This is a genomic window from Enterobacter sp. UCD-UG_FMILLET (assembly GCF_000762975.1).
GTDB classification, from domain to species: domain Bacteria; phylum Pseudomonadota; class Gammaproteobacteria; order Enterobacterales; family Enterobacteriaceae; genus Enterobacter; species Enterobacter dykesii.
The window spans coordinates 31,569-52,367 of record NZ_JRJC01000017.1; the positions used below are offsets into that span (position 1 = coordinate 31,569).

Annotated in this window: 17 protein-coding genes; 5 read left to right on the forward strand and 12 right to left on the reverse strand. The window is 56.3% G+C overall.

Annotated features, from left to right (window positions below):
* Position 1 precedes the first annotated feature (1 nt).
* The 3 genes from LA04_RS08720 to LA04_RS08730 all read right to left on the reverse strand — a co-directional run bounded on the left by LA04_RS08720 (position 2) and on the right by LA04_RS08730 (position 2,416).
* On the reverse strand, positions 2-976 hold the full coding sequence (locus LA04_RS08720; protein WP_047651222.1) for a DUF1852 domain-containing protein: 975 nt from the start codon (positions 974-976) through the stop codon (positions 2-4).
* Between the two features lie 173 nt (positions 977-1,149).
* The gene (locus LA04_RS08725) at positions 1,150-1,641 is read right to left on the reverse strand and encodes an Hcp family type VI secretion system effector (RefSeq protein ID WP_047651223.1); all 492 of its coding nucleotides are present in this window, start codon (positions 1,639-1,641) and stop codon (positions 1,150-1,152) included.
* A gap of 253 nt (positions 1,642-1,894) precedes the next feature.
* The gene (locus tag LA04_RS08730) at positions 1,895-2,416 is read right to left on the reverse strand and encodes a DUF2778 domain-containing protein (protein ID WP_047651224.1); all 522 of its coding nucleotides are present in this window, start codon (positions 2,414-2,416) and stop codon (positions 1,895-1,897) included.
* Between the two features lie 268 nt (positions 2,417-2,684).
* Between LA04_RS08730 and LA04_RS08735 the strand changes: the two genes are divergently transcribed.
* On the forward strand, positions 2,685-3,224 hold the full coding sequence (locus LA04_RS08735; RefSeq protein WP_023311631.1) for a DUF2058 domain-containing protein: 540 nt from the start codon (positions 2,685-2,687) through the stop codon (positions 3,222-3,224).
* Positions 3,225-3,231: 7 nt separating this feature from the next.
* On the opposite strand, the gene LA04_RS08740 is transcribed toward LA04_RS08735, so the two are convergent.
* Together LA04_RS08740 and azoR are read right to left on the reverse strand one after the other, a co-directional pair.
* Positions 3,232-3,918 carry an RluA family pseudouridine synthase gene (locus LA04_RS08740; protein WP_047651225.1) on the reverse strand — a complete coding sequence of 229 codons (687 nt, stop codon included), beginning with the start codon at positions 3,916-3,918 and terminating at the stop codon, positions 3,232-3,234.
* 89 nt (positions 3,919-4,007) lie between these two features.
* On the reverse strand, positions 4,008-4,613 hold the full coding sequence (gene azoR / locus LA04_RS08745) for an FMN-dependent NADH-azoreductase (RefSeq protein WP_008502313.1): 606 nt from the start codon (positions 4,611-4,613) through the stop codon (positions 4,008-4,010).
* 205 nt (positions 4,614-4,818) lie between these two features.
* On the opposite strand from azoR, the gene hrpA reads away from it, so the two are divergent.
* Positions 4,819-8,721 (forward strand): ATP-dependent RNA helicase HrpA, encoded by a 3,903-nt coding sequence (hrpA, locus tag LA04_RS08750; RefSeq protein WP_047651226.1) that lies wholly within the window; start codon positions 4,819-4,821, stop codon positions 8,719-8,721.
* A gap of 42 nt (positions 8,722-8,763) precedes the next feature.
* On the opposite strand, the gene LA04_RS08755 is transcribed toward hrpA, so the two are convergent.
* The 4 genes from LA04_RS08755 to LA04_RS08770 form a co-directional block, all read right to left on the reverse strand.
* On the reverse strand, positions 8,764-9,423 hold the full coding sequence (locus LA04_RS08755) for an O-methyltransferase (RefSeq protein ID WP_047651227.1): 660 nt from the start codon (positions 9,421-9,423) through the stop codon (positions 8,764-8,766).
* Positions 9,424-9,499: 76 nt separating this feature from the next.
* Positions 9,500-10,879 carry an efflux transporter outer membrane subunit gene (locus tag LA04_RS08760; RefSeq protein WP_047651228.1) on the reverse strand — a complete coding sequence of 460 codons (1,380 nt, stop codon included), beginning with the start codon at positions 10,877-10,879 and terminating at the stop codon, positions 9,500-9,502.
* Entirely contained in the window at positions 10,879-11,958 is a 1,080-nt protein-coding gene (locus LA04_RS08765; RefSeq protein WP_047651229.1) for an HlyD family secretion protein, read from the reverse strand. Before LA04_RS08765 ends, LA04_RS08760 begins: the two co-directional genes overlap by 1 nt.
* A 22-nt stretch (positions 11,959-11,980) precedes the next feature.
* Positions 11,981-13,633, reverse strand: coding sequence for an MFS transporter (locus tag LA04_RS08770; protein ID WP_047651230.1), 1,653 nt, complete (start codon positions 13,631-13,633; stop codon positions 11,981-11,983).
* Between the two features lie 203 nt (positions 13,634-13,836).
* Between LA04_RS08770 and LA04_RS08775 the strand changes: the two genes are divergently transcribed.
* Positions 13,837-14,637 (forward strand): YdcF family protein, encoded by an 801-nt coding sequence (locus LA04_RS08775; protein WP_047651231.1) that lies wholly within the window; start codon positions 13,837-13,839, stop codon positions 14,635-14,637.
* Positions 14,638-15,046: 409 nt separating this feature from the next.
* Here the strand turns inward: LA04_RS08775 and gap are convergent, their stop codons facing one another.
* Positions 15,047-16,048 (reverse strand): type I glyceraldehyde-3-phosphate dehydrogenase, encoded by a 1,002-nt coding sequence (gene gap, locus LA04_RS08780; RefSeq protein ID WP_047651232.1) that lies wholly within the window; start codon positions 16,046-16,048, stop codon positions 15,047-15,049.
* Positions 16,049-16,237: 189 nt separating this feature from the next.
* Between gap and cybB the strand changes: the two genes are divergently transcribed.
* Positions 16,238-16,768, forward strand: a complete 531-nt coding sequence (cybB, locus tag LA04_RS08785) for a cytochrome b561 (protein ID WP_047651233.1) — start codon at positions 16,238-16,240, stop codon at positions 16,766-16,768.
* Between the two features lie 46 nt (positions 16,769-16,814).
* Here the strand turns inward: cybB and LA04_RS08790 are convergent, their stop codons facing one another.
* On the reverse strand, positions 16,815-17,882 hold the full coding sequence (locus tag LA04_RS08790; RefSeq protein WP_047651234.1) for an oxidoreductase: 1,068 nt from the start codon (positions 17,880-17,882) through the stop codon (positions 16,815-16,817).
* A 13-nt stretch (positions 17,883-17,895) separates the two neighbouring features.
* Positions 17,896-18,639 carry a DeoR/GlpR family DNA-binding transcription regulator gene (locus tag LA04_RS08795; protein ID WP_047651235.1) on the reverse strand — a complete coding sequence of 248 codons (744 nt, stop codon included), beginning with the start codon at positions 18,637-18,639 and terminating at the stop codon, positions 17,896-17,898.
* 738 nt (positions 18,640-19,377) lie between these two features.
* Between LA04_RS08795 and LA04_RS08800 the strand changes: the two genes are divergently transcribed.
* On the forward strand, positions 19,378-20,715 hold the full coding sequence (locus LA04_RS08800; RefSeq protein ID WP_047651236.1) for a TolC family outer membrane protein: 1,338 nt from the start codon (positions 19,378-19,380) through the stop codon (positions 20,713-20,715).
* The last annotated feature ends 84 nt before the right edge of the window (positions 20,716-20,799 follow it).

Here is a 20,799-nt window from a genome sequence, read left to right on the forward strand (position 1 = left end):
ATTAAAGCGTGTAGTTATCAGACCACTGCTCAAGAATGTGTTGGTAAGGCTTAATGAAGTACGCTTCGGTAAAGCGACCCTGTTCAATCGCCAGTCGGCTACGCTCTTCCCGGTCATAAACAATTTTGGTTAAGGAGTGATCCTGCTGGTTCAGATCCGGTCGGTAGCACAGTCCCGCCGCCGAGTTTGCGTTATAAATTTCCGGGCGATAGATTTTCTGGAACGTCTCCATCGTGCTGATGGTGGCAATCAGCTCCAGATCGGTGTAGTCACTCAGCAAATCCCCGGTAAAGAAGAACGCGAAAGGCGCCACGCTGTTTTCCGGCATGAAATAGCGAACCTTCAGGCCCATCTTCGCGAAGTACTGTTCCGTCAGCGACTCGCCATCCGGCTGATACTCAACGCCCAGCACAGGATGCTGGTTACCGGTGCGGCGGTAGGTGTCTTTGCTGGAGACGCTCAGGCAGATCACCGGACCCTTGCTGAAGTTCTCTTTGTATTCCGGCGAGCTCACAAAGTGGCGGAAAATATTGCCGTGCAGTTCGCCAAACTTTTCCGGAATGCTGAAGTGCTGCTGGTTCTTGTTGTGTTCCAGCAGGCGTACGCTGAAATCATAATCCCGCACGTAAGAAGAGAAGTTATTTCCGACGATGCCAGGGATACGCTGGTTATTTTTTTTGTCGACAATCGTGGTTTGCAATATCTCAATGGCCGGGAACGGTTTTTCCGCGCCAATGTTCAAATCGACAGAGATGATTTCCAGCTCAACCGCGTAGCGATCGGCGTTTGGGTTATCCCAGCGCGCCAGGGCGTTAAAGCGGTTGTTGATCATCACCAGCGTATTGCGCAGGTTTTCCTGTCGCTTTTCCCCGCGCGCCAGGTTGGCAAAGTTGGTGGTCGTACGCGTATTTTCTGACGGGTTGTAATTCTCATCGAAGCAACTGCGCTTAAGGGTATATGTGAAAGCTTTGCTCATTGTGGTTATGCATCCTAAGTTCATGTTGCTAAGAAGTTACCGATGCATAATTTATGCCTGAGCCCGCGGCGCAGGGGAAGTGACTTAATTTCAATGCAACATGAGGGAAGTTCATGAACAGTGTTGCGCGCATGCTGGGATAGGAAGAGTAAGGGGCATCGCGCCCCTTAGCGTTATGCTGTAGGACGTTCATTCCAGGCGTCACTGTGCATGATGTTGCCGTCGACAATGCGCCAGGTGATTTTTTCGTACTGCAAACTTACGCTTTCAATATGGTTCATTTTATTGTTGGCAGCGATCTTCACGTTCGGCACGCTGCAGTTAACACCCGTAACCTTTACGTTCTCCATCAAGACGGTGTAATAACAGACTTCCTGTCCGGCATCATTAATATGATAGAACTTGATTTCAGCGCTTTTAAGCGCCTGACCGGTAGATGCTGCTTTATAGAGATAGGGCGTGGAGCTATCAACTTCCTTTTCAATCCGCATGGATGAGTGTTGACGCGTGCCGGTGATCTTGCCGTTAGCGCTGTCTACCGGTAGGTTAAGGCCATGACTCAGCCCTATGATCTCAATGCTACCTTCACGGTCCTGAACATCAACGGAACCTTTAATATCTGCTCCACCATCGTCTTTTAGCCACATGTAGGGAGGAATTGGCATTCTTTATTTCCTTATTTTATTGAGTAGCAGTGTTGTTAAGCGATAAATAACCGTTGCGAGGGTCAGTACGATTAAAATATCGATATTGGTATATGTCTCATATATTGTTTCTGCATTCACGTCGCCATAAATAAAATCACATATAGATGAGGCCACGTCATGATCAAGATAGCGTTCAGCGGGTCCCAATATGCGGCCTACTATAATGCTGATGCATATAAACCAGACCGTTTTGAATAGCCTGATGCCCCATTTACGGACAAGTGTTGCTGTAGCCACTTTCAATCACCTCAACCCAGCCGCGTGCCATCAGTGAACGCATACAGGGAACCTGAATAAGTTCCGTACTCATCAGTGCATTGCGGATCAATGCGTAATCAGAATCATGGGCAATCGTGATACATCCCTCAGATAGCGTACCCGGATGCAGTCGAAACAAACCCCGATAGACGTTATCAATCCAGGTGCCATCATCGATACCCCAGTCATCCTTGTATAAAGCAAACCACTCATCGCGGCCAAATTCTGCCCCGGATCTAACCTTGTTCCACCGATCCTGAACCTTCGCTTTTAACCCTGAAAAGAAACCTCCAGTCCCTCTGTCAACAATCCAGTATTTCCCTGGGGGAATTGGGCCTGAGCCTTTAATAGCACCACATAATCCATTGTTTCTGTAAATTCCCTGCCCGGAATGGGCCATAAACACGCCGACGCCGTGCAGGTTAAAAGGCGCATAGTCAGCACCGTTAAGCAGCATTGTTCCTTTTAAGGCCATATTTTCTCCTTACTCTTTTAATAAGAGAAAAGCAGCCTACGCCTGAAGCGGGTACAGATATTCAACTCACATCATATTTATGAGATGCTCATTTTTTTTAAGAAAATGACCTGACAATTTTTAATCACTCTTGCGGCCGTAACGGTAGTAAACGCTGAATAAAGAATAAACAAGGCTCAGGCAACAAAGCGCCATGCCTACTTCTCTGGCACACGCTCTGTAATTCCCGCTATAATCCCCAAAATTTCCAACCGGTTTAGAAACAATCATGACAAAACTCACCTTACAAGAGCAGATGCTGAAAGCGGGCCTCGTCAGCAGCAAGAAAGCGGCAAAAGTGCAGCGCACGGCAAAGAAATCACGCGTTCAGGCGCGAGAGGCCCGTGAAGCGGTAGAAGAGAACAAAAAGGCGCAGATCGAGCGCGACAAGCTGCTGAGCGAACAGCAGAAGCAGGCCGTGCTGGCGAAAGAGTTTAAGGCGCAGGTGAAGCAGCTGATTGAGATGAACCGCATCACCGTGGCGAAAGGGAACATCACCTTTAACTTCACCGACGGTAATCTGATCAAAAAAATCGACGTCGACAAGCAAACCCAGGCCCAGCTGATTAACGGCCGTCTGGCGATTGCCCGTCTGGTCATCAACGCCAGCGGCGACTGTGAATACGCGATTATTCCGGCGGTGGTGGCCGATAAAATTGCCCAGCGCGATGCCGACAGCATTGTGTTAAACAGCGCGCTCAGCCAGGAAGAGCAGGACGAAGACGATCCGTACGCGGACTTCAAAATCCCTGACGATTTGATGTGGTAAATTGCGTTCAGAACGGGGCGGCGTGACGGGCGTTAACCGGCTCTCCGCTCACGGGATGAATAAAATTCAACTCGCTGGCATGCAGCATCAGCCGGGGCGTATCCTCAGCCCCCGGCGCTTCAAGACCGCCATACAGATCGCAGCCCAGAATTGGGTGCCCCAGCTGCTGACAGTGAATGCGCAGCTGGTGGGTTCGTCCGGTCTCCGGAGTAAGTTCCACCCGCGTTAACGGCAGTCCCGTCTCCTGATAAAACCGCTCCACCACCCGATAGCGAGAGCGGGCGGGTTTACCGCTGATGGGGCAGATCGACATCAGCGGGAACAGCGCCGGGTCTTTGGCAATCGGCGCGTCTATTATTCCCTCGTCATGTTCCACATGACCGCAAAGCAGGGCGCTGTAGACTTTCTCCACGCTGCGCTGGCTGAACTGCTGGCACAGCGCCGCGTTGATGGCCTTATTGCGCGCAACCACCATCAGCCCGGACGTGCCGAAATCCAGGCGGTGTACCAGCGTGCAGCCGGGGTACGTCTGGACCAGACGATAATGGACGGAATCAAGGTTTTGCGGATTTTTTCCCGAGAGGCTGAGCAGACCGGAGGGCTTATCGATCAGCAGCAGATGTTCATCCTGCCAGAGGATCTGAATGTCGTCGTGACACGGTGGGGCTATAAAAGAATCAATAATCGAAGACATCAGGCCGCCCGGTTGGAGAGTGGGAGCGGATGATAACGAAATGCGGGGAAAAGAAAAACCCTCCCACCAGGCGGTGAGAGGGCAAAATCTTAGGCTGCTACCAGGCTGTCGATGGCGGCTTTCGCATCGGTCTGCGCTTTGGTCGCCACTTCCGGACCGTAAGCGATACCTTCCGCGAACACGAAGTTCACGTCAGTGATGCCGATGAAGCCCAGGAACAGGCTCAGGTACGGCGCAACCAGGTCGGTTGGGGTATCTTTATGAATACCGCCACGGCTGGTCAGGACGATCGCACGTTTACCTTTCACCAGACCTTCAGGGCCATTCTCGGTGTAACGGAAGGTTACGCCAGCGCGCGCCACCAGGTCGAAGTAGTTCTTCAGCTGGGTAGGGATGTTGAAGTTGTACATTGGAGCGTTGATGACGATAACGTCATGCGCCTGCAGCTCAGCAATCAGCTCGTCGGACAGGGCCAGGGCTTCCTGCTGACGTGGAGACAGCGGTGCATCGCTTGGGCGCAGCGCGCCAACCAGCTCGCCATCCAGCACAGGAATTGGGTTTGCAGCCAGGTCACGCACGGTGATTTCGTCAGCAGAATGCTGTTCACGCCACTGTTCAACGAAGTAATCAGACAGCTGACCAGACTGAGAGTACCCTGCCAGAATACTGGATTTCAAAACTAATACTTTGCTCATGGGTGATTCCTGTTTTTGCATTTGATTGAAGGGGGTTGCCCCGTTGCTTGTTGACACTCTATTCACAATCCTGCCATAGAGATAGCGCAATATATCGAAGCCTATGTTCGAATTTTTTGAATAAGGCGCGAAAGGCGTCATTGTGGTACTCTATAGCAATCATTAAAAAGAGAATTTATCAGGGCGTGTAGTGCCCTTTAACGCTATGACAGAACAACAAAAATTGACCTTCCCGATGCTCCTGCAACAGCTCGATTCTCTGATGCTGCGCGACAAACAGCGCTTCGCCCGTCGTCTGCACGGCGTTAAGAAGGTTAAAAATCCTGATGCTCAACAGGCCATTTACCAGGAGATGGCGAAAGAGATTGAACAGGCGGCAGGGAAAGTCTTGCTGCGCGAAGCCGCGCGCCCGGCGATTACCTACCCGGAAAACCTGCCCGTCAGCCAGAAAAAACAGGACATCCTTGAGGCCGTCCGCGACCACCAGGTGGTGATTGTCGCGGGTGAAACCGGTTCGGGGAAAACCACTCAGTTGCCGAAGATCTGTATGGAGCTGGGGCGCGGCCTGAAAGGGCTGATTGGCCACACCCAGCCGCGTCGTCTGGCGGCGCGTACCGTGGCGAACCGTATTGCCGAAGAGCTGCAGACGGAGCCGGGCGGCTGCATCGGCTACAAGGTGCGATTCAGCGACCACGTCAGCGATAACACCATGGTCAAGCTGATGACCGACGGTATTCTGCTGGCGGAAATCCAGCAGGATCGCCTGCTGATGCAGTACGACACCATCATCATTGACGAAGCGCACGAGCGCAGCCTGAATATCGACTTCCTGCTCGGCTACCTGAAAGAGCTGCTGCCGCGTCGCCCGGATCTGAAAATCATCATCACCTCCGCGACCATCGACCCGGAGCGCTTCTCGAAGCATTTCAACAATGCGCCGATTATCGAGGTGTCAGGACGCACGTATCCGGTTGAAGTGCGCTATCGCCCGATCGTTGAAGAGGCGGATGATACCGAGCGCGACCAGCTGCAGGCCATCTTCGACGCCGTTGACGAGCTGGGCAACGAAAGCGCGGGCGACATCCTGATCTTCATGAGCGGCGAGCGCGAAATCCGCGACACCGCCGATGCGCTCAGCAAGCGCGACCTGCGCCACACGGAGATCCTTCCGCTTTACGCGCGCCTGTCAAACAGCGAGCAGAACCGCGTCTTCCAGCCGCACGGCGGGCGCCGCATCGTCCTGGCGACTAACGTGGCGGAAACCTCGTTGACCGTACCTGGGATTAAATACGTGATCGACCCGGGCACGGCGCGCATCAGCCGCTACAGCTACCGCACCAAGGTTCAGCGGCTGCCGATTGAGCCGGTCTCCCAGGCGTCCGCTAACCAGCGTAAAGGCCGCTGCGGCCGCGTGTCGGAAGGGATCTGTATTCGTCTCTATTCCGAAGACGATTTCCTGTCGCGCCCGGAATTCACCGATCCGGAAATTCTGCGCACCAACCTGGCGTCCGTTATCCTGCAGATGACCGCGCTGGGGCTGGGCGATATCGCGGCGTTCCCGTTCGTCGAAGCGCCGGATAAACGCAACATTCAGGACGGCGTGCGTCTGCTGGAAGAGCTCGGCGCCATTACCACCGACGAGCAGGCGACGGTCTACAAGCTGACGCCGCTGGGCCGCCAGCTCAGCCAGCTGCCGGTGGATCCGCGTCTGGCCCGTATGGTGCTGGAAGCGCAGAAGCACGGCTGCGTGCGCGAAGCGATGATCATTACCTCGGCGCTCTCCATTCAGGACCCGCGCGAGCGTCCGATGGACAAGCAGCAGGCGTCTGACGAAAAGCACCGTCGCTTCCACGACAAAGAGTCCGACTTCCTCGCCTTCGTGAACCTGTGGAACTATCTCGGCGAGCAGCAGAAAGCGCTCTCCTCGAACCAGTTCCGACGCCAGTGCCGCGTGGATTTCCTCAACTACCTGCGCGTGCGCGAGTGGCAGGATATCTACACCCAGCTGCGCCAGGTGGTGAAAGAGCTGGGCATTCCGGTTAACAGCGAGCCGGCGGAGTATCGCGAAATCCATATCGCGCTGCTGACCGGCCTGCTGTCCCACATTGGGATGAAGGACGCCGAGAAGCAGGAGTATACCGGCGCGCGCAACGCCCGTTTCTCCATCTTCCCCGGTTCCGGCTTGTTCAAAAAGCCGCCGAAATGGACCATGGTCGCCGAACTGGTGGAAACCAGCCGCCTGTGGGGGCGCATTGCCGCGCGGATCGATCCGGAATGGGTGGAGCCGGTGGCGCAGCACCTGCTGAAACGCTCGTACAGCGAACCGCACTGGGAGCGCGCGCAGGGTGCGGTGATGGCGACCGAGAAGGTGACCGTTTACGGCCTGCCGGTGGTCGCCGCGCGTAAGGTCAACTACAGCCAGATCGATCCGGCGCTCAGCCGCGAGCTGTTTATCCGCCACGCGCTGGTGGAGGGTGACTGGCAGACGCGCCACGCCTTCTTCCGTGAAAACCTGAAGCTGCGCGCCGAAGTGGAAGAGCTGGAGCATAAGTCGCGCCGCCGCGACATTCTGGTGGACGATGAGGCGTTGTTTGAGTTTTACGACCAGCGCATCAGCCATGATGTGATTTCCGCCCGCCACTTCGACAGCTGGTGGAAGAAGGCCAGCAAAGAGACGCCGGACCTGCTCAACTTCGAAAAGAGCATGCTGATTAAAGAGGGCGCGGAGTCGGTCAGCAAGCTCGACTACCCGAACTTCTGGCATCAGGGCAACCTCAAGCTGCGTCTGACCTATCAGTTTGAGCCAGGGGCAGACGCGGACGGCGTGACCGTCCACATTCCGCTGCCGCTGTTAAACCAGGTCGATGAAGGCGGGTTTGAATGGCAAATTCCCGGCCTGCGCCGCGAGCTGGTGATTGCGCTGATCAAATCCCTGCCGAAACCGGTGCGCCGCAACTTTGTGCCTGCGCCAAACTACGCGGAAGCGTTTTTGGGCCGCGTCACCCCGCTGGAGCTGCCGCTGCTGGACGCGCTCGAGCGTGAATTCCGCCGCATGACCGGCACCACCATCGACCGCGACGACTGGAACTGGGATCAGGTGCCCGATCACCTGAAAATCAGCTTCCGCGTGGTGGACGATAAAAACAAAAAGCTGCTGGAAGGGCGTTCGCTGAGCGAGCTGAAGGAGGCGCTGAAAGGCAAAGTTCAGGAAACGCTGTCTGCGGTGGCGGACGACGGCATCGAGCAGAGCGGGCTGCATATCTGGAGCTTTGGTCAGCTTCCGGAAAGCTACGAACAGAAGCGCGGTAACTATAAGGTCAAAGCCTGGCCGGCGCTGGTGGACGAGCGCGACAGCGTGGCGATCAAACTGTTTGATAATCCGCAGGAACAGCAGCAGATGATGTGGCGCGGGCTGCGTCGCCTGCTGCTGCTCAACATCCCGTCGCCGATCAAGTATCTGCACGAGAAGCTGCCTAACAAAGCCAAGCTCGGGCTGTACTTTAACCCGTACGGCAAGGTGCTGGATCTGATTGACGACTGCATCTCCTGCGGCGTGGACAAGCTGATCCACGAGGCGGGCGGGCCGGTCTGGACGGAAGAGGGCTTTGCCCAGCTTCAGGACAAGGTGCGCGCGGAGCTGAACGACACCGTAGTGGACATCGCGAAGCAGGTGGAGCAGATCCTTACCGCCGTGTTCAATATCAACAAGCGCCTGAAGGGGCGCGTGGATATGACCATGGCGCTGGGGCTCTCGGACGTGAAGGCGCAGATGGCGGGGCTGGTCTATCGCGGTTTTGTCACCGGCAACGGCTTCAACCGTCTCGGCGATACGCTGCGTTATCTACAGGCGATTGAAAAACGTCTGGAAAAAATGGCTATCGACCCGCACCGCGATCGTGCGCAGATGCTGAAAGTGGAGAGCCTGCAGCAGGCGTGGCAGCAGTGGCTCAACAAGCTGCCGCCGGCGCGGCGCGACGATGAAGATGTGCAGGCGATCCGCTGGATGATCGAGGAGCTGCGCGTCAGCTTCTTTGCCCAGCAGCTCGGTACGCCGTATCCGATTTCGGATAAGCGTATCCTGCAGGCGATGGAGCAGATTTCCGCTTAAAACCCGGTTTTATCCCTCTCCCTGTGGGAGAGGGTATCATTTTCACCCGTTCACCATCGCCAGCGTAAACCCATCCCATCCCTTAATCCCCACCGTTTGCAGCGCGGTGGCGGTTAAGCGCGGGTTATCCCCAATCATTTCGATAAAACGCCGCACGCCCTGTACGCGCGCGTCGTCGCTTTGCCCGTTAATGACCTCTCCGTCACGCACCACGTTATCGCCGATTATCACCGTGCCGGGACGGGAGTAGTGCAGCGCCCACTCCAGATAGCCGGGATTGTTTGGCTTATCGGCATCAATAAAGATCAGGTCGAACGGCGGAACCTCACCGAAATTCTCCAGCGAGCTCAGCGCCGGGCCTTCAATTAATTCAATGCGTTCGTTTAACCCAGCAAGCTGAATATTCTGGCGCGCAACGCGGGCATGTGTGGGATCGGCCTCAAGCGTAATCAGCTTCCCGTCCGGCGGCAGGGCGCGCGCCATCCAGATCGAGCTGTAAGCACCCAGCGTACCAATCTCCAGAACGCGCCTCGCCTGCGTCATGCGCACGAACAGCGCCAGCAGCTGTCCCTGATTGGCCGCCACGTCGTGTTCGGGCAGCCCGGCGCGCTTGTTGTTTTCCAGTACCTGACTCAGCACGTCATCGTCAGGGATCAGCGAAGAAATCATGTAATTATCTACTGCAGACCATCGTTGATGCATAGATTGACTCCTTGGATTTTTCTCCCTCTCCCTGTGGGAGAGGGGCGAGGTGAGGGCATCAGCGCGCAAGCCGGGTTCATGCACTCTTCCAGCCGCCGCCCAGTGTTTTATACAAATCGATCTGCGCCAGCAGCAGGTTATTTTTCACCTGCACCACGCTGGTCTGCACCGAGTACAGCGTGCGCTGCGCGTCCAGCACGTCCAGATAGGAGGAGTAGCCGTTGCGATTGCGGTTCTGCGCAATGCGCAGCGTCTCCTGCGCCACATCCTGCTGGGCAAGCAGCTCGGTCAGCTGTTCCTGATAGCGCGCAATAGCATCAAGGCTGTTGTTCACTTCGGCAAACGCGTTACGCACGGTTTTTTCATAGGCGTACAGCGCCTGGTTACGCTGGGACTGGGAAATATCCACCTGCGCATTCAGCGCCTGGCGGTTCAGCAGCGGCGCAAGAATGCTGCCCCCGACGCTCCAGAGCTGAAGCGGATTGTCCAGCAGGCCGGACAGGGTGCGATCCTGTATCGATCCTGTCGCGGTCAGGTTGATCGACGGCAGCAGGCTCGCGCGCGACGCGGCAAGCGAGGCGTCGGCCGCAACCAGCTGGCGTTCGGCCTGAACGATATCCGGCCGACGGTTCAGGAGCGTAGAAGGCAGCTGTGACGGCAGCGTCAGCGGCGTTAGCGTCTCAAAGCTTTCGCTGCGCGCTACCGCCCCGGGATTGCTTCCCAGCAGCAGGCTGAGGGCGTTTTCCTGCTGTGCAATCTGATGCTGCAGCACGGGAACCTGCGCTCGCGTTGAGCGGAGTTCGGAATCCGACTGCATCAGCTCCAGACGCGAGCTGTAGCCCGTCTCAAACTGACGTTTCGCGAGGTTAAATGCCTCTTCGCGCGATTTCAGGGTGGATTCGGTCACGCGCAGCTGCTCGTCAAGCGAGAGCAGGGTGACATACCCGGATGCAACGGAAGACGCGACGGTCAAATCCGCGGCGGCGGCGGCGGCTTTTTGCGCCGCCAGCGAGGCTTCGGCGGCATTGGCCGTGCTGCGGTTGACGCCCCAGATATCCACGTCGTAGCTCGCCGTCAGGCTACCTCTGTACAGCGTGCCGTAGACCGGCAGCCCGGTCGCGGCGGATTGCGAACGGGCGCGGGTCCCCGTTACGCCCGCGTCAAGCGACGGAAACAGGCTGCCGTCGGCCGCGAAGACCCGCGCCTGATACTCGTTTATCCGTTCGCGGGCGATCAGCACGTCGCTGTTATGCTGTAGCGCCTGATCCATATAGCGGTTCAGGTGGTTGTCATGAAAATTGCGCCACCAGAGCTGCTCCGTCGGGCTGGCAGGGCCGGAGCCGGTGCGCCACTGGGTGGGGATGTGCAGCGTCGGCTGCGCCTGTTTCACGTCAACGGACTGGCATCCGGCCAGCATGACCGCCGTCACCAGCGCGGCTATCGGGCGAAGGATCATTACTTCGCCTCCCGCGTATCAATGGTCACCTGTACCGACATACCCGGACGCAGCAGCGCGGAGTCCTCTGGCTTGCCGAGCACCTCGATGCGCACCGGAATACGCTGGGCGATTTTGACAAAGTTGCCGGTGGCGTTGTCCGGCGTGATGGCGCTGAACTCCACGCCGGTCGCCGGGGAGATGCTCTCCACGCGGCCCTGATACGCTTTGTTGTTCAGGGCATCAACGGTGAATTTGACAGGCTGACCAACGCGCAGCTCCGCAAGCTGGGTCTCTTTAATGTTGGCGATAACCCAGTGCTGCGGCGGAACCAGGGTGGTGAGGTGGGTCCCGGCGGTCACGTACGCCCCGAGACGCACGGCAATCTGGCCGAGCTGGCCGTCGCGCGGGGCGGTAATTCGGGTGTTTTGCAGGTCAATTTGCGCCAGCTCCAGCGCCGCTTTCGCATTTTCGACATCCGCCTCCAGCGCGCCGCGGTTCACAATCACCGTCTGCAGATCCTGACGCGACATCTCAAGCGAGGCTTTGGCCTGCTCGATATCGGCGCTGCCCTGGGCCGCGCTGGCCAGCGCCGCATCGCGTTCGCGTACGGAAAGCGAACCGTCAGCCGCCAGATCCTTAACGCGCTTTAAATCCGCCTGCGTTTTGAGGCTCTGGGCGCGGGCATTTTTCAGCGCCGCGTCGTTTTTGGCGATCGTCGCTTCGGCGCTTTTACGCTGCTGCAGGTTGTTATTGAGCGCGGCAATTTTCATCGCCAGCTGCGCCTCGGCCTGATGCACGCGCTGACGATAGATACGGTCATCGATCTGCAGCAGCAGGTCGCCTTTTTTGACCTGCACAAAGTCTTGAACCTTCACCTCGGTGATATAACCATTCACCTGGGGGCTGATGAACGTCGTCTGGCCGCGCACGTAGGCGTTGTCGGTAAACTGCGCGTGGCGGGTGAACGGCGGCAACTGCCACGCGTAAAGGATCACCAGCACGCCGACGATACCGATGGCAGCGGCGGTGAAAACGGAAACAATGCGCACATTTTTGCGGGTGTTGGCCTGCTCTTTAGCGGCATCCTGCTGACTCATAAACTCTCCAGAAATATTTTGATTATTTATTGCCGGTGGCGTTCTTCAGCGCCATACGGGCAGTGATGCGCAGGCGCAACAGGCGCCATAAAATCCAGACCAGCGTGGCGGCAGCGATGCCTGCCGTCAGCAGATAAGTATCGTTGTAAGCCAGAATATTCGCCTCAAGCGTCGTCACCGTTTGCAACTGCGTGATCGCCTGCGTTCCCAGCAGCGAACTGTCGCCAATCAGGCTCCGGTACATCTGGGTGTAAAGCTGGATACGCTCGTTGACCAGCGGATTGAGCGTGGTGAGCTGGTCCGCCAGCAGGCTGGAATGGTACTTCTCGCGCCAGGTCTGGAAGGTTCCGAGGATCGCGGAGCCCAGCAGGCCGCCGAGGTTCTGACTCATGCCGAACATCACCGAGAAGCTGACCAGGTTGCGCGGGTCGGCGATCACCCCGCCAATGGCCGCCAGCATGGCGGGCGCCAGGAAGAAGGCGCTGCCGAAGCCCAGCAGGAACTGGCTGAGCATCAGCTGATCCGGCCGGGTCAGGTTATTGGACTGGCTGTCCAGCAGCGAGGCAACAATCATCAGCGCCAGGGAGGTGATAATCGGCCACGCAAGTTTCGTGGGTTTGATGGTAAGACAGCTGGTGACAATCCCGCAGACGATCCCGGCGAAAATAGACCACGCCAGGTGCGTCATCTGCTCATTCTGTAACCCCACGTACTGCAGCCAGCCGATGACGCCGGTGTTTTGCTCCGCCAGCACGATACGGATCAGCAGCATGATGAGTCCCAGACGGACGATGCTGCCGCTCGACAGCCAGCGGGTGTTAAGCAGCGGGTTGGCGCGGTTATGTTCAAAGACGATGGCGGCCACAATCAGCACCAGCGATAGCGCCAGCGACCAGCCGATCCACGGCGCCTCGAACCACCAGTCTAGGCGGCCCAGTGAGAGCACGGCGCAGAGCAGGGCCATTCCGGGGGCCATTAAAAAGAAGGTGATAAAGTCTTTCTTCTCAAAGACCTTGCGCCTGTCACCCGGGGGCAGTTTTAAGGCTATCACGCAGGCCAGGGAGATCAGCGCCAGCCCCAGCTCGAAGAAATAGAGCCCGCGCCATTCGTCCAACTGCAGCAGTTCGGTGGAAAACAGACGGGCCAGAGGAATGGCGAGCGACGACCCGGTAATCCCGATGGTGAGCGCCTTCAGGCGGTGCTTCGCAGGCCAGGCCTGGATCTGATAGTAAATCCCCAGCGAGCTGAGCGCGGCGGCCACCATCCCGTGCGCGGCGCGCACCATCAGCGCCGAACTGAGATCGTTAACGAACAGGTGGAAAAAGGTCACCAGCACGTACAGCACCAGAAAACCTTCCGTGAAGGCGCGCAGGCCGTACTGCTGGCGGAACTTGACCAGCAGCAGGTTGATAGAGATGTTGGTCATGACGTAGACCGCGGGAAGCCAGGCGATTTCGGTCGACCAGGCCCCGAAGGTCCCCTGCAGGTTTTGCAGGTTGGCGGTCACCACCGCATTCCCCAGCGCGCCCGTCAGGCACACCAGCAGGCCAACGACGCCGTAGGCAATGCGTTTTGGCGTAATGTGCTCGGGCGTGGAAGGGGAACCCAGCAGGGCGGGTTTCTCATGTGGCTGCCACTCGCGAGGAGCATAAGGGGCGCGTTCGGGCAGGCGCATAACGTCGTTTACCTTAGAAATGATTGAATAATTAGCGGGCTAGCGATTCTACGTCTGCCGCAAATGATAATTCAAGTGAATATGATTTACGCATGTTAATCAAATGTAGAAGGGAAGTTTAAGGAAAAAGAGCGGCCCGATGTCGCCGTTGTGTTGAGAACCTGAAGTCGCTACCCTGAAGGAATAGAGAGAAGGAGTTCATCATGGAACAGCCCCATTTTCCCATCCTGCCGGACGCCACGCTGGCGGCCATCAATACTGTCGGTGAATGGCTGGCGCAGGATGACCTGAGCGGCAGCCGCCAGCAACCGGACGTCGATGCGGTCATCCTGGCAGGAAACGCGGTGATCCCAACCATTGACGCGGCCTGCCGGATTGCCTCTCAGAAAGACATCCCGCTTCTGATTAGCGGCGGCATCGGGCATTCAACCACCTTTTTATACGCCGCCATCGGCAGTCATCCGCGTTATCACACCGTACCGGTCACGGGGCGGGCCGAAGCGAGCATTCTTGCCGACATTGCGCGGGCGTTCTGGCAGATCCCCGAGGCGCAGCTGTGGGTTGAGGATCAATCCACCAACTGCGGTGAAAACGCGCGCTTTAGCTGGAATATGCTGAAACAGCATCAGCGAGTGACCGGGCGGGTGCTGGTGGTGCAGGACCCGACGATGCAGCGCCGTACGATGGCGACGTTTGCCCGCGTTTGCCGGGATGAGCCCGTATCACCGCAGTGGATAAGCCATCCCGGGTTTACGCCAACGCTGCACAATGGCAAAGAGGGCGTGGAATTTAGCGCGGGCAATAGCGGACTGTGGCCCGTTGACCGCTACATTTCACTGGTTCTGGGTGAGCTGCCGCGTTTGTATGATGACGTTAACGGCTATGGTCCGGCCGGGCGGGATTTTATCGCGCATGTTGAATTCCCAGAGGCGGTGATTGCCGCGTGGAAACAGCTGCAGCAGGATCCGGTCCTCGCGGATGCGTTGGCCAGACGCTCGATTTAAGGGTGTAATCAGAAGCGATAACAACCGCTTCAGAATAACCTTTGGCTTACAGCAATGTCCTGGTCCGGCTGTATATCGCCGAAGCGTTTCCGTAAGGCCGGGGCGAGGCGCAGGGATGCGCCGAGAGGGCGTGGCCTGCAGGGATGCAGGCTCATGCCCGACCCGATAGCCTGAAGGAATAAGCTGAGGGGACCGCGAAGCGGCGATTTACCGCCGGGAGCCCGGGTTGCCAGGGTGGTGGCGATTGAGCCACCCTGGCACGTTCACCGGTTATGTCGTTAAAGAGTAGCAAGGAACATAAAGTGAACGGAATGACCACTACACCCGTATGTTCCCCTCACCCTAACCCTCTCCCACAGGGAGAGGGGATGCTTCACTGCTCATATTAGCCCTTAATAAAGGCATAGAATCACAGCGCCGCAAACTTATCCAGCGTCCGCACCAGCTGCGTCACAAAACCGTACTCGTTGTCATACCATGCGACGGCTTTCACCAGCTGCAGCTCTCCCGCTTCTGACACCTCCGTCTGCGTGGCGTCAAACACCGAACCGTAATGCGAGCCAATCACATCGGACGACACAATCTCTTCGTCGGTATACCCGAACGATTTATTGCCCTGCGTCGCCTTTTTCAGCGCGGCGTTGATCTCCTCAACGGTCACTTTCTTGCCGAGAATCGCCACCAGCTCGGTGACCGAACCCGTTTTTACCGGCACGCGCTGCGCGTGGCCTTTCAGCTTGCCGCTGAGCGCAGGGATCACCAGACCGATGGCCTTTGCCGCACCGGTGGTGTGGGGAATGATATTCTCTGCTGCCGCCCGTGAAGCGCGAAGGTCTTTCCCGCGCGGGCCATCCACCAGCGCCTGCGTACCGGTATAGGCATGAATGGTGGTCATGGTGCCCACTTTTATTTCAAACGCATCGTTCAGGGCTTTCGCCAGCGGGGCGAGGCAGTTGGTGGTGCAGGATGCGACGGAAATAATGGTGTCACTGGCGTCAATGGTGTCGTCATTCACGCTGTAGACGATGGTTTTCATCTCACCCGCTGGTGCAGAGATCAGCACTTTCTTCGCGCCGGCGTCCAGGTGCGCCCGTGATTTTTCTTCTGAAGTATAAAAGCCGGTGCACTCCACGACGATATCCACGCCTGCGGCTTTCCACGGAATGTGCTTCGCCTCTTTTTCGGCGTACACCGCAATGGTTTTACCGTCCACAATCAGCGTATCCTCGGTGAAATCGACGCTCCACGGGAAGCCACCGTAGTTGGAATCATGCCTGAGCAGGTAGGCCAGCACTTTCGGTGAGGTGAGGTCGTTGATGGCGACGACGGTATTGCTGTCCTGGGTTTCAAGAAGGCGACGCAGTACTAGGCGCCCAATGCGTCCAAAGCCGTTAATGCCAATTTTACTCATGGTGTTCTCCTGTAAACGTGTCGATACGACAGTTTGAACTCATCCAGGCTTAGACCATCACGGGCAGGGCGGCAATTGAAGATGCTTCATGCGGGAGGAAGTATTTGAAAAACCATACAGAAAAGTTAATGAATTTTTAAGGAAAGGGGATTATGTTGGCGCGATAACTGTTTTTAATCGGGAAATGACATGCGCACTAAATATACAAGCCTGCAAATCGGCATCCACTGGCTGGTGTTTCTGTTAATCATCGTCGCCTACTGCGCCATGGAGTTCAAAGGTTTCTTCCCTCGCACCGCGCGTCCAGCGATCAATATGATCCACGTCTCGTGCGGTATCAGTATCCTGGTGCTGATGGTGACGCGTCTGCTGGTTCGCCTGAAATTCCGCGCGCCACCGATTCAGCCGAAGCCAAAAGCGATGGTGACGGGGATGTCCCATCTGGGGCACCTGGTGGTGTATCTGCTGTTTATTGCGCTGCCGCTGATTGGCATTGTGATGATGTATAACCGGGGAAGCGAATGGTTTGCTTTCGGCCTGGCGATGCCGCATGCGGCGGAGTCCAATTTTGACCTGGTTGATGTGCTGAAAGAGTGGCACGAGACGCTGGCGAACCTGGGCTATTTTGTGATTGGCCTGCACGCGGCGGCGGCGCTGATGCACCACTATTTCTGGAAAGATAATACCCTCCTGCGCATGATGCCGAATAAGCGTCAATAAAGGCGAAAAACAGGCCGGGTAGGCGCAGCGCCACCCGGCTTGTTTTTTAACTCAGTAGCGCACGCTCTTCATCAGTTAACGCCAGCGGCTGCGTTGACCCCGTCTCCGACGACTTCACCGCCGCTTCCAGCACGGCCATGACCGCCAGTGCCTCAACAGGGTGGACAGGGTTGGTGATTTTCCCAAGCAGCGCATCACGTACGTTGACGTAATACTGGCGCTGATCGCCTTTCGGGGTAGGGATCGTCTGCGGTGCGCCGTCGGCCCCAAAGAACACCATGCTGTCGCTGTCTTCGCCCCAGGTTTCACTGCCGGGAGTTACCCCTGAGAGCAACTGCGCTTCCTGCTGATCGATTCTGGCTTTTACCACGCTGCCCTTGTCCCCGTGGACGGTAAAGCGTGCCGTACCGCCAGCAACCAGCATGCTGGCGTGCAGAATGACCTTATGCTCCGGGTAGTTTAAGACCACGTGCGCCCAGTCGTTAATTTCTGCGCCGTCGCGCAGCGTCGCGATATTCCCCTGAACCGACTGCGGCAGGCCAAAAAGCTGTAGCGTCTGGTCAATCAGATGAGGACCCAGATCAAACCACAGACCGCTCCCGGGTACGTTCTGCTCGCGCCAGCGTACGCGAACTTCCGGGCGGAAACGGTCGATGTGCGATTCCAGGTGTTTAACCTTGCCGAGCGTGCCTTGCTCGATAATCTGCTTAATGCCGAGGAAATCGCTGTCCCAGCGGCGGTTGTGGAAGACCGAGAGCAGCAGCTGCTTTTCATCCGCCAGCGCAATCAGGTCGCGGGCTTCCTGCATGTCGAGGGTAAAAGGTTTATCCACGACCACGTGTTTACCCGAGTTCAGGGCAAGCGTCGCCAGCGGGGCGTGCGTGGCGTTGGGGGAGGCAATCACCACCAGATCGATATCAGGATGCTGAATAGCCTCTTCCGGTGTTGCCACCACCTGTACGTCCGGCAGATCGCGTTTAACCTTCTCTTCATCACGAGAAGAGACCACGGCCAGCTTAATCCCGTCCACAGACTGGATCAGCGGGGCATGGAAGGTTTTACCGACAAATCCATACCCGATCAGCGCAATGTTGATTGTTTGAACTTTACTCATGACCTTCTCCACGTTAATTCGCGCACACCGTAACCTGCAGTGCGCTATGGTCCCCAAGCTCAGGCCAGGGACGATCTAAAAAGAGTTGTTGGATGCTGGATAACCCGGAAACCAGATACGGCTCGCAGCGGTTAATTTTCAGGTGGTCGGCGACAATCCAGTGCGCATGGCTTGCGTCGAGCATCGCGCGTTTAACCTCGGCATCCGCTTCTTTACCGGCGCTCAACCCGAGTTCGGCATGAATGGCGCACGCCCCAAGAATGGCGATATCTGCCCGATACCGGGACAGCAAAGACAGCGTGGCGCTTCCGGCAAACAGTCGCTGCTTGTGGTCCCATTTTCCGCCGAGCAGGATCAGCTCAATATCTTCCCGGTCGCTAAAATGCTGGGCGATATCCAGCGACGTGGTAATGACGGTGAGCGGCCCCTGAAGAAAGGTGGCGACGGCCATCACCGTGCTTCCGGCATCCAGAAACAGGGTGGAGCCCGGTGGAACCTGCTTTGCAACCAACTTACCCAGGCGCTGTTTGGTCTCCGGCAGCAGCGTGTTGCGTCCATGACGATTCATAGCGGAAAGGTTGAGCGCGATGGCTCCGCCGTGGTTCTTCTGCGCAAGGCCCTGGTTTTCCAGGTCGGTCAGATCCCGACGGATGGTGTCCGCTGATACCTGCAGCTTTTCTGCCAGCTCGGTGATGGTGGCCTGGCCTTGCTCGCTGAGTAAATCCAGGACGTAGCGTTGACGAGCGGTTTTGTGCATGGGGGGCATTCCTGCAAAATGTTGCAATAGTTTGCATAATACAGCATTTAGCCGCAGAGAGAAGAGGAATGTCCTTAGGACGATGTGCAGAGGCATGATGATTCAGATGCGTGATTATTAAAATATTATTAAGCAGGTATAAGTAAGCCGTTTTGAATGTTAATCACTATGTTATTGTTATGTTTTATTTAACGGTTTGGATTATGCAACCAGTACATTGCTTCTGGGTGGAATAAAAAGCTGATTTATTCCTAATTATTGGCATTTAATTGCTTACATTAGTTATTTAATGGTTTTTAATTTCAATCAAATCCGCCGGGTTACTTAAACTGACACTTCTTTGAAAATCTTTGTGTCTGACCCGCGCTGAAATTAACGCAAAAATGTGCATATTACGAATTAGGAATTTTCCTTAAATAACAGTGGGTTTATATGTTTCATTTGAAAGTCTATTTTCAGGGTTTTGTCCAGAAACCCCATGTTTTTTCTTATTTGTAACACCGCATTAACATTGTGGGTGTAGTGGGCTATACCGCATTTTGTTATGCTGCTAACCACTTTAAGAAATAAGTAAATTCTTAATTGGAATTAGACGCAGGCAGATCTCATCTCCAATGGAAATGGGTGTGGGGAGTATTACCTTAAATTCAGCAAGGTAGCTAAATAAGATATTTGTCTAATTATCTATACCTCTTCTTGGGTATTTGCTTGAGTAACACTCAGAGTCAGGGAGATAACATGACGATATTACGAAAGCCTATGTTACGACGATTTACAGCAGCACTGGCATTCATTTCATTAGCCATAAATACGGCGTACGCCAATAGCAGTCAGGTGGGCATTGCCCCGGTTGCCACGACAACCTTAAAAGAAAGTATTCTTTTTGCGATCGATCGCGATCCGTCAATTAGTCAACAGGCCGCGCAATTAGGTATTGGCCAGGCACAAATAGATGAAGCGCGCAGCGGCTGGATGCCGCAAATATCGCTGAACGGGAGTACAGGGCACAGCCAGACCACCGATTCCAGCGGATCGCTGAAGAATTCAGCCGCCTGGGGGCTGAGCCTGACGCAGCTGCTGTACGATTTTGGCAAAACCAATAATAGCATCAGCCAGTCCTCCGCCCAGCGCGATAGCTACCGCTATCAGCTGATGGGCACGCTTTCGGACGTGGCGGAGAAAACGGCGCTGAGCTATGTAGAGGTCAAACGCTATTCCGATCTGCTGCAGGCGGCAATTGATAACGTTCAGGCGCTCAAAAACGTCGAGCAGCTGGCAAAGCTGCGCGCAGACGCGGGCGTGAGTTCCACCTCCGATGAGCTTCAGACCCGCACGCGCATTGCCGGCATGCAGGCGACGGTCGCGCAGTATCACGCCGCCTTAAACAGCGCGCGCGCCAGGCTTGCGGTATTAACCGGAATGCAGGCAGAGGCCTATTCGCCGGTGCCCGCGAATCTTGCCGTGGAGCCTGACTCGCTCAACCGCATCGATTATTCCCTGATACCGGCGGTGATGGCCGCGCAGAACATGGAACGTTCGGCTCAGTATGGCGTGGAAACGGCTAAGTCCCAGCACTGGCCGACGTTAAGCCTGAAGGGTGGGCGCACCCGTTATGAATCGGACAACCGTTCGTACTGGGACGACCAGATCCAGCTCAATATCGACGCGCCGCTTTATCAGGGGGGCGCGGTTTCCGCTCGCGTTCGGCAGGCTGAAGGCGCACGGGCCATGGCCTCTTCTCAGGTCGATCAGGCGCGTTTTGATGTCCTGCAAAAAGCCTCCGTCGCGCAGGCGGACTGGACCGGCGCACGGGGAAGAATGGAGGCCGGAAAGCAGCAGCTGGAAAATGCCCTGCGGGCCCGCGATGTTTATAAAAATGAATACACCCTGAGCAAGCGCAGCATTAACGATCTGCTCAGCGTTGAGCAGGATGTCTGGCAGGCCACCTCAGCGAAAATAATCGCCGAGTATGACGGCTGGAGTTCGGCAATTAATTATGCTTCCGCGGTTGATAATTTGATGCCGCTTATCGGAATAGAGAAAAACGCAGCCGCAAAATTACCCGATTTGAGTTAAAAAAAGACGCGCCTTTCTGCGCGAAATAAGTCTGACAATAATGGGTGTTTTTTCCCAGGGATAGCTACATCCGTCTGGTGGACA

Bases quoted from the DNA above. Each gene is read 5' to 3' on its own strand.
- LA04_RS08730 (WP_047651224.1), bottom strand. From the start codon at position 2,416: ATGGCCTTAAAAGGAACAATGCTGCTTAACGGTGCTGACTATGCGCCT.
- LA04_RS08800 (WP_047651236.1), top strand. From the start codon at position 19,378: ATGACGATATTACGAAAGCCTATGTTACGACGATTTACAGCAGCACTG.
- LA04_RS08725 (WP_047651223.1), bottom strand. From the start codon at position 1,641: ATGCCAATTCCTCCCTACATGTGGCTAAAAGACGATGGTGGAGCAGAT.
- LA04_RS08760 (WP_047651228.1), bottom strand. From the start codon at position 10,879: ATGATCCTTCGCCCGATAGCCGCGCTGGTGACGGCGGTCATGCTGGCC.
- LA04_RS08790 (WP_047651234.1), bottom strand. From the start codon at position 17,882: ATGAGTAAAGTTCAAACAATCAACATTGCGCTGATCGGGTATGGATTT.
- LA04_RS08765 (WP_047651229.1), bottom strand. From the start codon at position 11,958: ATGAGTCAGCAGGATGCCGCTAAAGAGCAGGCCAACACCCGCAAAAAT.
- hrpA (WP_047651226.1), top strand. From the start codon at position 4,819: ATGACAGAACAACAAAAATTGACCTTCCCGATGCTCCTGCAACAGCTC.
- cybB (WP_047651233.1), top strand. From the start codon at position 16,238: ATGCGCACTAAATATACAAGCCTGCAAATCGGCATCCACTGGCTGGTG.
- LA04_RS08795 (WP_047651235.1), bottom strand. From the start codon at position 18,639: ATGCACAAAACCGCTCGTCAACGCTACGTCCTGGATTTACTCAGCGAG.
- LA04_RS08735 (WP_023311631.1), top strand. From the start codon at position 2,685: ATGACAAAACTCACCTTACAAGAGCAGATGCTGAAAGCGGGCCTCGTC.
- LA04_RS08720 (WP_047651222.1), bottom strand. From the start codon at position 976: ATGAGCAAAGCTTTCACATATACCCTTAAGCGCAGTTGCTTCGATGAG.
- LA04_RS08770 (WP_047651230.1), bottom strand. From the start codon at position 13,633: ATGCGCCTGCCCGAACGCGCCCCTTATGCTCCTCGCGAGTGGCAGCCA.
- azoR (WP_008502313.1), bottom strand. From the start codon at position 4,613: ATGAGCAAAGTATTAGTTTTGAAATCCAGTATTCTGGCAGGGTACTCT.
- LA04_RS08740 (WP_047651225.1), bottom strand. From the start codon at position 3,918: ATGTCTTCGATTATTGATTCTTTTATAGCCCCACCGTGTCACGACGAC.
- gap (WP_047651232.1), bottom strand. From the start codon at position 16,048: ATGAGTAAAATTGGCATTAACGGCTTTGGACGCATTGGGCGCCTAGTA.
- LA04_RS08755 (WP_047651227.1), bottom strand. From the start codon at position 9,423: ATGCATCAACGATGGTCTGCAGTAGATAATTACATGATTTCTTCGCTG.
- LA04_RS08775 (WP_047651231.1), top strand. From the start codon at position 13,837: ATGGAACAGCCCCATTTTCCCATCCTGCCGGACGCCACGCTGGCGGCC.